The organism is Paenibacillus jamilae (genome assembly GCF_050482105.1).
GTDB classification, from domain to species: Bacteria; Bacillota; Bacilli; order Paenibacillales; family Paenibacillaceae; genus Paenibacillus; species Paenibacillus jamilae_B.
The window spans coordinates 233,511-245,810 of the sequence record NZ_JBCNHI010000016.1; the positions used below are offsets into that span (position 1 = coordinate 233,511).

Below are 12,300 nucleotides of genomic sequence, written 5' to 3' on the forward strand. Positions count from 1 at the left end.
CTACAGCACTCCCTTCGTTGAAGGCACTCCTGTCACTCGCGGATCAATGGAGGTCGCCTCATCCAGAGCACGCCCGAGCGCTTTGAACACCGCCTCGATCATATGGTGGGTATTTTGCCCGTAGTGAACAATGACGTGTAGCGTCATGCGAGCCTCCAACGCAAATTTCCATAGAAATTCATGCACCAGCTCTGTCGAAAAGCTACCTACCTGCTGAGACGGATACTCTGCACGATACTCAAAATGAGGTCGATTACTCAGATCAATAACAACCTGCGCGAGCGCCTCATCCATCGGTACAAAGACACTGGCATAGCGCTTGATACCTTTTTTATCACCCAATGCTTCCAGCAAAGTCTGCCCCAGACAGATCCCGATATCCTCCACGGTATGATGATCGTCGATATCCACATCTCCTCTGGCCTGTACATTCAGGTCAAATTGTCCGTGCTTCGTGAACAAATCCAGCATGTGATTCAAAAAAGGAACATCTGTTTCAATTTCGGTCTGCCCTGTCCCGTCTACCGCAAATGACAGCTGGATATCCGTTTCGTTCGTTTTCCGGCTGACACTGCCTGTACGTCCTGCTTTGTTATTTTCGTTCCCCATCGCCATCCACCGCCTTCTTCTCATTGTCCAATCGAACTTGTATCGCCCGTGCGTGGCCTTCCAGTCCTTCATGCCGGGCAAGCTGCATAATGGTCTCACCATTGCGGAGCAGCGCTTCCTTGCTGTAATAGATCATACTCGACTTCTTGATAAAATCATCAATATCCACTGGCGAGGAAAAGCGCGCCGTTCCATTCGTCGGAATAATATGGTTAGGTCCGGCAAAGTAATCGCCTACCGGCTCCGAGCTATATGCTCCCATAAAAATGGCTCCTGCATTTTCAATCATCCCCATATGCTCCATTGGCTGCTCTGTCATAATCTCCAGATGCTCTGGCGCAAGCTGATTGACAATACGGATGCCCTCTTCCAAATTGTCAACGACAATGATGGCTCCGTATGACTCCACCGATGCAGCAGCAATATCTCTGCGCGGCAAGTCTGCTAGTTGGCGCTGTACCTCAGTTGATACTTCTTCGGCCAAACGTTGCGAAGTAGTAACCAGAATGGCTGAGGCCATTTCGTCATGTTCTGCCTGTGAAAGTAGATCAGCCGCTACATAAGAGGGATTCGCTGTGTCGTCAGCCAACACGACGATTTCACTCGGTCCCGCAATACTGTCGATATCCACTGCACCGTATACCTCTCGCTTCGCCAGCGCTACGTAAATGTTGCCAGGACCGCAAATTTTATCAACCGGTTCAATACTATGTGTCCCGTATGCAAGAGAGGCAATAGCCTGCGCTCCGCCAACCCTGTATATTTCCGTTACACCAGCCTCTGCCGCAGCTACCAGCGTGTAGGGATCGATCCCTGCCTTGCCGCCTGTCGCCGGGGGTGTCACCATGACGATCTCCGGTACTCCAGCCACCTGGGCTGGAATAACATTCATCAATACCGAGGAGGGATAGGCGGCTTTCCCACCCGGTACATACACGCCTACACGTTTCAATGGTCGGATGATTTGACCAAGCAAGCTACCGTCCGGCTGTAAGTCCATCCATGAGTTGCGCTTTTGCTTAAAATGAAAAGCACGAATATGATCAGCCGCTTCCCGAATCGCCTGTATAAATGAAGGCTCTACCTTATCATAGGCCGATTTCAATTCTTCATCTGTCACACGAAGCTGCTCTGCTGTCAGCGATACACCGTCAAACGTTTCCGTATACCGCAGGACAGCCCCATCCCCCTCTTGACGTACCGATCGGATAATAGTACGCACAGCCTCATTTTGCTCAGGTGTGCCATAATCTACCTCTCGTTGGAGGCTGAAATCACGGGCCGCTACGATCTTCATTTGTCTATTCCCCCTTACCTGCTGCTTGCTTGCAGATTGATGCTTAACCGTTGCCACGTTCCTTTAATCCCCTTAATCCCTTCAATGCCTTTAATCCTTCGGTACAACTTCAGTTGGGATCACCTGATGCAATCGATCACACAATGCCTGGATGGGGCCATTTTTCATCCGGTAACTGACCCGATTGGCAATCAGACGGCTAGTAATATCCAGTATGCTGATCTGCTCAACCAATCCGTTCTCCCGCAAGGTCTGCCCCGTCTCCACCATATCTACAATGCGATCTGCCAGACCAATTAACGGCGCCAGCTCGATGGAGCCATTCAGCTTAATGACCTCCACCTGCTGACCTTGCTCTCTAAAATACTGGCAAGCTACATTCGGATATTTGGTAGCGACCCGCTGACGAATACCTGGTTGCCAATCCGGTAAAGCAATTACCGACATCCGGCAGCGGGCAATCCCTAGATCCAGCAGTTCATATACATCCTTGTTTTCTTCCAGTAGAACATCCTTGCCCACAATGCCGATGTCAGCTGCACCGTACTCTACATACGTAGGAACATCTACGGGCTTCGCCATAATGAATTCCATCCCCAGCTCAGGCAGTGGAATAACCAGCTTGCGCGTTTCGTCCACATCCAGTGGAATTGGAACCCCTGCCTGGCGAAACAACTTGGAAGCCTGCTTGTAAATCCGTCCCTTCGGCATGGCTACCTTCAATGTTTCCGTCATGGCAATTCCCTCCTTTGTACTGGCTGTCTTCCTTCGGCTGTATAGCTGTATACCTCTGCGTACAGATCCTGCTGCTCACGACGTCGATCCTCTGGCCCTCCCGTAAGTCCTGTCACCACAGTAAAACCCTCTGCACGCAGCTGTGCTGCGGCAGATAACGCCTCTTTCCGTTCCTGCTCGTCATAACGAATAAGTACAGGGCGCTTCATTTCTATTGCAATACCATCTACACCATCGACGATTCGGTTTGTCTTTAATGCAAATCCCGTTGCTGGTACCGATCGCCCAAACTGCTGAAGCAGATTGTCATAACGACCTCCGTTGCATACCGGGAACCCGATTTCTGCCGCGTAGCCCTCAAAAGTCATTCCTGTATAATATGAAAAATCCCCGATCATGGTAAGGTCAATTAACACATGTTCAGATACGCCATATGCCTCCAGCACTTCCCACACCTCGCACAAATGTGCAATGGATTGAATCGTCTGCTGCTCCACACTAAGGCGGGTAGCCTGATCGCAAATTTCCTTCCCGCCACGCAGTCGAAGAATGGCTTCCAGCTTATCCCGATGCTCAGGGGCCAAACCTAAAGCTTCAATCGCCGTTCGGTAGCCCACTACATCACGACTGAGCAACAGTTCCTTTAGCGCTTGCTGTTCAGCCTGGCGACCTGGAATAATCTCTTCAAACAAGCCGTTCAAGAATCCCACATGTCCCATGGCAATTTTAAAAGAAGCAACACCCGCTGCCTGCAATGATGCAATGGCCAACGCTACAACCTCTGCATCAGCCTCAGGTGAGTCATCCCCTACCAGTTCCACGCCTGTTTGAAAAAACTCTGCCTCTCTTCCCGCCTCTTCCTCAATCGCTCGAAATACATTGGCGTGATAGGAAAGGCGAAGCGGTACTTCTTCCTCCTTGAGCAACGAAGACACGACCCGTGCAATCGGAGCAGTCATGTCAGAACGAAGTACCAACGTAGTCCCACGGTTGTTCAGCAATTTAAACAGCTTCCGATCAGAAGTAGAACTAGCCACTCCCACCGTATCGTAGTATTCCATCGTAGGCGTCATAATCTGACGGTAACCCCAACGCTCCATACATGCGAGTACATTCAATTCAATGGCCCGCAGCTTCGACACTGCACGTGGAAGATAATCTCGAACCCCTATAGGAATCTCAAATCCTTTTGGCTTAGACATCTCTATCACCTCATGATTTCACAATATCTTTATCATGGTAAAGTGCTAACAAACTAAAGTATATTCGATATATTATCATGCCCTACTTATGAACGTCAACCAAACCAAGCAACCCATTTTTACAGCCCAGACAAGTCGCTGCCCCTCTCTATATTTTATCCAATGCAAAATGCATGAATCCCAAAAAAAGACTGTCAGCCTTAAGCCAACAGTCCAAATCAAAACATTTAGCAATTTACCTGTCTATCTTTACTCTGAGACGGAAACTTCGGAACGGTGCCCAAACCGATCCATGAAAATGGTACATATCGAAAAAATAAGGTCACAATCAGCCATGATCCAAACAGCGCCACCAACCATCCACCAGCAACAGAGAAGACATATTCTATCGGTGTACCATGCAAATCCAGTTTGCGATACACTCGTAATAACGCAGGATGAAGCAAATAGATACCGAAAGAACATGCTCCCAGCCAACTGATTAACATTCGCAACCTATCACGAGTATGACGATATAATAAAGCCGATAACTGGAACAGCGCCAAAGCAGATACGAGAGCATACGCATTACGTAGCAGTTCATAGACCAGCGAGTCTGCATAAATGGCTTGGCGGTAGGCTACAAACCATATTTGTACATAGACAACACCCAGTAATAACCAAGCCGCCCACAAGACCCACCAACTAGTCAACTGGCCGTGACCAATTATCGTGCCTGGGACTGGAAAAAGCCACTTTTTAAATCCTTCATACCCAATCGCTACAGCGGCACCTAAGGCAAAGTAACTGATGTACGTAATCGCAAGGCTTCCTCTTTCCTCTTGCCAGACATATTTATTTAGCAGTACAAACCCCCATTGAATGACTAACCCTACTGCCAAAATGACAACGGCTGTTCTCCGTGGACTCGATATCCAATGACGTAAACGCTGCACTCCCCACAACAACAGTGGAAAGACCAAATAAAATTGGATGATGATAATAACATAATACAAATGCGTATACGCCTTTCCGGTTAGCAGCACGAGCGGAAGATCACTAAGCGGCATCAATCCACGTGTCACCAAGGTCAAATAGTACATAAGAGAAAACAAAACGTAGGGTAGCACAATAAACATCAGTCTTTTTCGAAAAAACAAAAGCATACTCTTCCCACGAAGCGGCCGATCGACATAATTGTAAAAAAGAACAAAACCGCTCACAAAAATAAATACTGGCACCGCAAAGCTGCTAAATACATTTAAAAATAAAAAAGGATAAAACAATAGAGAATGACGCGCATCAATCAAAGCCATTGAAGTTGAATGAATGGTAATGACGGCTGCAATTAATATTCCCCGGTAAATATCAAGCTCTGGTATACGTTCTTTTTTGACCAAATCAACACGCTCCCATATCGCTTTGCAAATATATCTATTATCAATTTTTAGACATAACCAACATGCATTACCCCACTTATTATACAGAAAAACAGCACAAGAAAGACCCCTTAATATACAAGGGGCCTTTCTTAATGTACTATTGACTACTCATCCACACCAGAGGGTCTTAAATCACGCAACGGGTTACCGCCTACAAATGCACCTGCCGGTACATCTTTATGCACAACCGCTCCGGCCGCTACCACAGCTCCGTCACCGATGGTAACCCCCGGCAAAATAGTTGTGTTTGCGCCGATCAGCACACGATCTCCGACCACCACTTTACCGATGCGATACTCCTGTATAAGGTATTCATGAGCCAGTATGGTTGTGTTATATCCAATGACCGAATTGTTCCCGATCGTAATATGCTCTGGAAAAAAAACATCCACCATCACCATCAGACCAAAGGCCGCATGTTCCCCCACCTTCATCCCCAGCATTCTGCGGTAGATAACATTTTTCAGAGAAAGCACAGGACAATAACGGGCAATCTGTATGAAAATGAAATTCTTAACGCCTTTCCAAGGGCTCACCGTCCGATAAATTTGCCACAACGCATTGGGACCTTCTACAGGATAGCGGTTCACCTTTCTCACGATACATTGACACCTTGAAGCTCCAACTTCAGCAAATCCCTCATATCATATAGCATGTAGTCTGGTCCATATCCGCGCAGAGCTTCCTCACCTTTAAGCGACCAAGCCACCCCCGCAGATTTCACACCTGCCGCCTGAGCTGACAAAATATCAAAGGAACTGTCCCCAACCATCAACGTATGCTCCGCCTTAGCGTTCAGTCCTGCCAACGCCTTAAGCACTGGCTCCGCGTGAGGTTTCGGATGTTCCACATCGTCTACCGTCACAATGTAATCCATAGAGGAAGTCAGATTAAACAGGTTAAGTACACGTATCGTGGACGGTCGTATTTTAGTTGTCACAACCCCTATTTTTATTCCTCGTGCACGTAGCTCCTGAATAACCTCAATAACATATGGAAATGGCTTCACCATTTGATCATGATGAATTTGATTATAAGCACGGTAGTCCTTAATTAACCCAGATACATCCGTTAATCCTGTAAAAGTACGGAGTTGATCGTCTAGCGTTCCCCCCATATGAGGAATAATATGCTCCCGCGTCAGCGGATCAGCATCCGGATGGTTCAGAATGTGTAAAAATGTGCTGATAATCAACTCATTCGTATCCATAATGGTACCGTCTAAATCAAACAAAATCGTATTTATCATAGATGCTCCTTTTTATCCTCATCCGTGTCTTCCTTAGATAGCTTATCTGCCGTGGCTGTTGGGGAAACGGTATCCTGTCCAGGACGGGATACCTGTTCTGGCGTCACATCAGGTACCTGATCAATCCCTGTCTTGCTGGAGACAATCGGGTCGCTATATCTCGCAACCGCTGAGCCCTTCCGACGACGAACCAAAATGAATATCACCGCAGCTACAATGATGAAAATAGCAAGCAACTGTGAAATCCGTACATTGCCGTAATTCGGATCCAAGTACCCTGGTTCAAACCCTAGCCACACCATAGGGGACCACAGAGCATCCAAGAAGGAAGCCAACCAATCCGGTCCCTGAAAAGCCAAGCTGTCTGTCCGCACCCGTTCGATAAAAAAACGACCGATAGAGTACCAGATAAAGTAGAATGCAAACAATTCGCCCGCACGTACAAATTTCATCCGGCGAATCACAAGCAGCAAAATCACACCCACGATACTCCACAGCGACTCGTACAGAAACGTAGGATGGTGGAATACTCCGTTAACATTCATCTGATTCACAATGAAATCCGGCAAATGCAGCTGGTTTCGCAAAAAGGTTTCTTCCGTCGGTCCACCGTATGCCTCTTGATTGACAAAATTACCCCAGCGTCCAATCGCTTGACCGATCAATAGGCCTGGCGCACAAATATCAGCGATACGCCAGAAGTTGTACCCTTTATAACGGAAATAAATAACCGCACATATAATAGCACCGATCAAGGCACCATAGATCGCGATACCGCCATTCCAAATTTTAAAGACATCCCATAGATGATCTCGGTAGTCTTCCCATTTGAAGGCAACATAATAAATACGCGCTCCAATAATGGCCGATGGAACACCCAGAAGCAGCATATCCATAAAGAATTCCTGCGGGATACCGAATCTTTTTCCCTCACGGATGGCGAGATATAAACCCACAAGCGCCGCCAGCCCCAAAATAAGCCCATACCAATGGACCTTAATTGCCCCGATTGAAAAAGCGATCGGATTCAGCAGTAATGTTGCTGTTGACATATGTTTCTCTCACTCCTTGTTCTTCCTTACAACCAAACGAAGCTTAATCCATCTCTTCCATATCTTCGGATATCGTAGCAGTCAGCTTGTTTGTAAATTGCAGGGCTGCATTAACACCCATTTGTTTCAAGCGATAATTCATAGCCGCTACCTCGATAATAACAGCCAGATTTCGGCCTGGACGAACTGGAATCGTAACGAGTGGAACATCTGTATCAATAATGCGTGTGGTTTCTTCATCGAGACCAAGACGGTCATACTGCTTGTCCTGTTGCCATGCCTCCAGACGAACAACTAATGTAATCCGCTTATTGTTACGAACTGCACCCGCACCAAACAGTGTCATCACATTAATAATGCCTACACCACGAATCTCTAGCAGGTGACGAATGAGCTCAGGTGCTGTTCCATGCAACTGAAAGTCGGACGTCTGCCGGATTTCTACCGCGTCATCTGCTACCAAGCGATGCCCACGTTTGACCAGTTCCAGTGCTGTTTCACTCTTACCAATCCCACTACTGCCTGTAATAAGCATTCCCACGCCGTACACGTCACACAACACGCCATGAATAGTTGCCGTAGGTGCCAGCTTTCTTTCCAGGAAACCTGTGATGCGGCTCGATAAAATCGTCGTCGCCATATTGGTTCGCAGTACAGGAATATCTCGTTCTGTGCTTGCCTCCACTAACTCGGCCGGTACCTCCAGGCCACGTGTGACGATAATACAGGGAGTCAGCTCTGTGCACAGACGCTCCATCCGATCGCATCGCTCCTCAGGAGGCAGCATTCCCAGAAAAGCCAACTCAGATCTTCCCAAAAGCTGTACCCGCTCCTGTGTATGATATTCAAAATACCCGGCCATCTCCAGACCTGGGCGATTCAAATCGTCCACGGTGATCAGTCTGCGCAGACCCTTTTCACCGGAAATAACCTCCATTTGGAACTGCTGTACAAGCTCGGATACCTTTACCTGTTTAGCCATTGTATTCTCTCCTCATCTGCAAAAACCGGATTCTATACGCCATTTGATTTATGTAACATTATTCGATTAACCATACAACCCCACGCAGTCTATCCTGAATGAGTCCACACTTTACTTGATTTAACAATAGGATTCTAGGCTATCCCTATCCCGACAGTTGGAGGCCTCAATCTGGCACTTCTGCCAACGAACCTTGTCTGAACCTAGACCTGCACCATTGTACACTCATCGTATCGGAATTTCCCATTGAATGCAATGCCGAAGCTAGTGCTGTATACGATATACAAAAGAGTCGCAGTTCTCCGCTTGGGAAAACTGCGACTCTCTTCCAGAGGCTGATCTTATTCGCCAACCAGAATGCTCAATTCCGATTCCTTATCAAAAATATGAACTTTGTTCATATCAACTGCCAACTTCGCCTTAACACCATCACGAGTATTGGAACGTCCGTCTACACGGGCAATAATCGTATCGTTTCCAGCACCGCTCAGGTACAACAGCATTTCATGACCGAGATTTTCTGTTACATCCACAGTGGATGTAAAGATCGTGTTCGGAGAAGCCTCCAAGAATACAGGCTCTTCATGAATATCTTCAGGACGAATGCCCAAGATCACTTCTTTGCCAATGTAGCCTTTCGCTTTCAAAATCTGTCCCTTACCTTCAGGTATAAACAGATCCAGACCTGGTGCTGCAAAATGCAATGCACCTTCTTTTTCAACCAGCTTACCTGAGATAAAGTTCATCGTAGGAGAGCCGATAAACCCAGCTACGAACAGATTCACTGGACGGTTGTACAGTTCATCCGGGGATGCAGCTTGTTGAATGATACCATCCTTCATAACTACAATCCGATCACCCATCGTCATAGCTTCAATCTGGTCATGTGTTACATAGATACAAGTGGTTTCAAGGCGTTTAACCAGTTTAGTGATTTCAGCACGCATTTGACCACGAAGTTTAGCATCCAAGTTGGAGAGCGGCTCATCCATCAGGAAGACTTGAGGATCACGGACGATCGCACGACCCAGAGCGACACGTTGGCGTTGACCACCGGACAGCGCCTTAGGTTTACGTTCAAGCAAGTGCTCGATATCGAGGATTTTGGCAGCTTCGCGTACTTTCTTGTCGATTTCTTCTTTCTTCACTTTGCGCAGTTTCAGACCGAACGCCATGTTCTGGTACACACTCATGTGCGGATACAGGGCGTAGGATTGGAATACCATCGCAATATCGCGATCTTTTGGAGCCACATCATTTACAACGCGATCCCCAATGTACAATTTACCATCTGAAATTTCCTCCAGACCAGCAATCATACGAAGTGTAGTAGACTTCCCACAACCGGACGGACCAACCAATACGAGGAATTCTTTATCTCGAATGTCCAAATTGACATCAACAACCGTAGCTTTTTCTGCACCCGGATATTTCTTGAAAATATGCTCTAAACGTACGCCAGCCATAGCTTTTGCCTCCCCAGGATCAAGTTTTGAAATCGAATACATTTTCTACTTGTATCTTACCCTAGTACCCAAAGCATGGCTATTCGCAAACTGCACAAAAATGCTATTTCCTTTTTGTCACTTTGTACAATAGCAGATATAGTTTGACCAAAACTGCATCATTAAACGTTCGCACATCCAATCCGGTCTCCTGTTTAATCTTGTCCAAACGGTAAATCAACGTATTTCGGTGAACATATAGACGCTTAGCTGTCTCACTCACATTACAATCGAGTTGAAAAAAGATATCTAAAGTAGCCATCGTTTCTGAATCTTCCAGTATGACAGATGACCTCATTACCTGCTCCAAAAATAGCTCACGTTGTTCCTTGGGAATGCGATTTAACAATCTCTCCAAATGAAGCTCCCATGAAAGGTGAATGTGCTCTGTTACATGAAAAATTTTGCCAAGATGGATTGTCTCCCATAATAAGTTCAGCTCGTGGGGGAGCCTTTGCAAAGGAATCGAAGGCTTGGAAATCGCCAAATGGAATACACCGACCCATTCATTCGCAATAAGCTCATATAACCCCAGGCTAAAAGCCGTAAGAACCTCCTCTAAAGGTTCCGCAAAATCTGCCTCTCTGATCTCAGGATCTTTGTCCCATTCATCGTCGGCTCCTAATAAAAGCTCCTTTTTAGCCAGAATCAGCCAGGACTGTTCGTCTAACGGAGTAAGCAGCACATCCCCTCCAAAATAGCTCGCTAACAATCGATGAAGCTGCGCATACGTAATAGCTCCATCCTGTGTTCCCTCGCCATTCAGTAAAAAAGGCACCATACACGCTGATAGCGAATCACGAAGCTCCAATTCAGCAGGAACTTCTTCTTCACCGTTTAGGCCGGCAGCCTGCTGTATGAGCCAATGTCCAAAACGTTGCATCCGCTCTTCCTCGCTATAAGCCGGATTAATCAACAATTGTGGACCGTTTATCCATACTTGTTCCATGTTCCCCAACAGTGCTTCTATTAGCTTCCGTTCTCGATCCGTCAAATATCTGTCCTCTACCGCAAAAGCAGCCAGTTCACCTGCCGATGCACGAAACGGAAAATATAATTTACTGTCACGGACAAACGATCTATCAGGTATAACTGAATCGGCTGTTTCTCCTTCTGCCATCATTTCTGGGCACCAAGGCACTATGGTAAAAGGCGCTTGAATTATATTCTGAAGCTGTTGCTGAATCCATTCTGTATCCAGAGTCACGCGATCACCACTTCACTTTTTTTAGAATATAGATAAACATTAAGCGAACATAATGAACCCATTATAACCTGTCGATACCTTAAAATAAAAAGCTATATAAAAACATAACTTAAAACAATACAAAAAAAGTCATCAACTTATAGTTGATGACTTCTGATGAGCCATGAAGGACTCGAACCTTCGACACCCTGATTAAAAGTCAGGTGCTCTACCAACTGAGCTAATGGCTCGTAAAACTGGTGGAGGATGATGGATTCGAACCACCGAACCCGTAAGGGAGCAGATTTACAGTCTGATGCGTTTGGCCACTTCGCTAATCCTCCATATAAAGGTGGCTCGGGACGGAATCGAACCGCCGACACGAGGATTTTCAGTCCTCTGCTCTACCGACTGAGCTACCGAGCCATATCCATTTACAAAAAAATAAAGTGCGGAGGGATACCCCTTCCCACTTTAGTACGACCAAAATATTAAAATGAAAAATGGCGGAACTGACGGGATTCGAACCCGCGATCTCCTGCGTGACAGGCAGGCATGTTAGGCCTCTACACCACAGTTCCCTATATTTTTCAAAAAAATGGTGCCGGCGAGAGGACTTGAACCCCCAACCTACTGATTACAAGTCAGTTGCTCTACCAGTTGAGCTACACCGGCATAATGGTGGAGGCTGAGGGGATCGAACCCCCGACCCTCTGCTTGTAAGGCAGATGCTCTCCCAGCTGAGCTAAGCCTCCTGGGTATGTATGGTAGCGGCGGAGGGGATCGAACCCCCGACCTCACGGGTATGAACCGTACGCTCTAGCCAGCTGAGCTACACCGCCATAACATAATTCACTAGCTTGTCCTAAATGGCGGAGAGAGAGGGATTCGAACCCTCGCACCACTTTCGCAGTCTAACCCCTTAGCAGAGGGTCCCCTTATAGCCACTTGGGTATCTCTCCATATGAACGAACTCGCTTAGTGAAATTGTACAAGATATTCAGATTATCAACTTAAATGATTTGAATATCAAGCGTAATTCCAAGGTGTTACACCCTGAAA

Annotated in this window: 11 protein-coding genes and 8 tRNA genes; all 19 read right to left on the bottom strand. The window is 46.7% G+C overall.

The genetic code is table 11. The features are described 5' to 3' along the window. Entirely contained in the window at positions 1-609 is a 609-nt protein-coding gene (gene hisB / locus ABEW32_RS14785; protein ID WP_430188793.1) for an imidazoleglycerol-phosphate dehydratase HisB, read from the bottom strand. Further along, positions 593-1,906, bottom strand: a complete 1,314-nt coding sequence (hisD, locus tag ABEW32_RS14790) for a histidinol dehydrogenase (protein ID WP_430188795.1) — start codon at positions 1,904-1,906, stop codon at positions 593-595. Before hisD ends, hisB begins: the two co-directional genes overlap by 17 nt. Positions 1,907-1,996: 90 nt before the next feature. Further along, a complete protein-coding gene (hisG, locus tag ABEW32_RS14795; protein ID WP_430188762.1) occupies positions 1,997-2,641 on the bottom strand; it encodes an ATP phosphoribosyltransferase in 645 nt (214 codons plus the stop codon). After that, a complete protein-coding gene (locus ABEW32_RS14800) occupies positions 2,638-3,843 on the bottom strand; it encodes an ATP phosphoribosyltransferase regulatory subunit (protein WP_430188765.1) in 1,206 nt (401 codons plus the stop codon). Before ABEW32_RS14800 ends, hisG begins: the two co-directional genes overlap by 4 nt. A gap of 227 nt (positions 3,844-4,070) precedes the next feature. After that, positions 4,071-5,222 carry an acyltransferase gene (locus tag ABEW32_RS14805; protein ID WP_430188767.1) on the bottom strand — a complete coding sequence of 384 codons (1,152 nt, stop codon included), beginning with the start codon at positions 5,220-5,222 and terminating at the stop codon, positions 4,071-4,073. Between the two features lie 146 nt (positions 5,223-5,368). Continuing rightward, positions 5,369-5,863 carry an acyltransferase gene (locus ABEW32_RS14810; RefSeq protein ID WP_430188769.1) on the bottom strand — a complete coding sequence of 165 codons (495 nt, stop codon included), beginning with the start codon at positions 5,861-5,863 and terminating at the stop codon, positions 5,369-5,371. After that, positions 5,860-6,513: a pyrophosphatase PpaX gene (ppaX, locus tag ABEW32_RS14815; RefSeq protein WP_430188772.1), complete on the bottom strand. Its 654-nt coding sequence runs from the start codon at positions 6,511-6,513 to the stop codon at positions 5,860-5,862. The genes ABEW32_RS14810 and ppaX overlap by 4 nt, the downstream gene beginning before the upstream one ends. Beyond that, the gene (gene lgt / locus ABEW32_RS14820) at positions 6,510-7,565 is read right to left on the bottom strand and encodes a prolipoprotein diacylglyceryl transferase (RefSeq protein ID WP_430188775.1); all 1,056 of its coding nucleotides are present in this window, start codon (positions 7,563-7,565) and stop codon (positions 6,510-6,512) included. The genes ppaX and lgt overlap by 4 nt, the downstream gene beginning before the upstream one ends. Before the next feature lie 43 nt (positions 7,566-7,608). Then, complete coding sequence (gene hprK, locus ABEW32_RS14825; RefSeq protein WP_430188778.1) at positions 7,609-8,547, bottom strand: HPr(Ser) kinase/phosphatase; 939 nt, start codon at positions 8,545-8,547, stop codon at positions 7,609-7,611. Between the two features lie 341 nt (positions 8,548-8,888). Then, entirely contained in the window at positions 8,889-10,013 is a 1,125-nt protein-coding gene (locus ABEW32_RS14830; protein WP_430188779.1) for an ABC transporter ATP-binding protein, read from the bottom strand. A gap of 103 nt (positions 10,014-10,116) precedes the next feature. Then, positions 10,117-11,259, bottom strand: coding sequence for a PucR family transcriptional regulator (locus ABEW32_RS14835; protein ID WP_430188781.1), 1,143 nt, complete (start codon positions 11,257-11,259; stop codon positions 10,117-10,119). A 157-nt stretch (positions 11,260-11,416) separates the two neighbouring features. Beyond that, a tRNA-Lys gene (locus ABEW32_RS14840) sits at positions 11,417-11,489 on the bottom strand. A gap of 7 nt (positions 11,490-11,496) precedes the next feature. Further along, positions 11,497-11,582, bottom strand: a tRNA-Tyr gene (locus ABEW32_RS14845). A gap of 9 nt (positions 11,583-11,591) precedes the next feature. Further along, positions 11,592-11,664: transfer RNA gene (locus tag ABEW32_RS14850), tRNA-Phe, on the bottom strand. Between the two features lie 78 nt (positions 11,665-11,742). Next, positions 11,743-11,819: transfer RNA gene (locus ABEW32_RS14855), tRNA-Asp, on the bottom strand. 18 nt (positions 11,820-11,837) lie between these two features. Beyond that, a tRNA-Thr gene (locus ABEW32_RS14860) sits at positions 11,838-11,913 on the bottom strand. Positions 11,914-11,917: 4 nt separating this feature from the next. Further along, a tRNA-Val gene (locus ABEW32_RS14865) sits at positions 11,918-11,993 on the bottom strand. Between the two features lie 10 nt (positions 11,994-12,003). Next, a tRNA-Met gene (locus ABEW32_RS14870) sits at positions 12,004-12,080 on the bottom strand. 28 nt (positions 12,081-12,108) lie between these two features. Then, positions 12,109-12,200, bottom strand: a tRNA-Ser gene (locus tag ABEW32_RS14875). Between the last annotated feature and the right edge of the window lie 100 nt (positions 12,201-12,300).

Excerpts from the sequence above, each read along its gene's own strand:
- hisB (WP_430188793.1), bottom strand. The coding sequence starts at position 609 with ATGGGGAACGAAAATAACAAAGCAGGACGTACAGGCAGTGTCAGCCGG.
- hisD (WP_430188795.1), bottom strand. The coding sequence starts at position 1,906 with ATGAAGATCGTAGCGGCCCGTGATTTCAGCCTCCAACGAGAGGTAGAT.
- hisG (WP_430188762.1), bottom strand. The coding sequence starts at position 2,641 with ATGACGGAAACATTGAAGGTAGCCATGCCGAAGGGACGGATTTACAAG.
- ABEW32_RS14800 (WP_430188765.1), bottom strand. The coding sequence starts at position 3,843 with ATGTCTAAGCCAAAAGGATTTGAGATTCCTATAGGGGTTCGAGATTAT.
- ppaX (WP_430188772.1), bottom strand. The coding sequence starts at position 6,513 with ATGATAAATACGATTTTGTTTGATTTAGACGGTACCATTATGGATACG.
- lgt (WP_430188775.1), bottom strand. The coding sequence starts at position 7,565 with ATGTCAACAGCAACATTACTGCTGAATCCGATCGCTTTTTCAATCGGG.
- hprK (WP_430188778.1), bottom strand. The coding sequence starts at position 8,547 with ATGGCTAAACAGGTAAAGGTATCCGAGCTTGTACAGCAGTTCCAAATG.
- ABEW32_RS14830 (WP_430188779.1), bottom strand. The coding sequence starts at position 10,013 with ATGGCTGGCGTACGTTTAGAGCATATTTTCAAGAAATATCCGGGTGCA.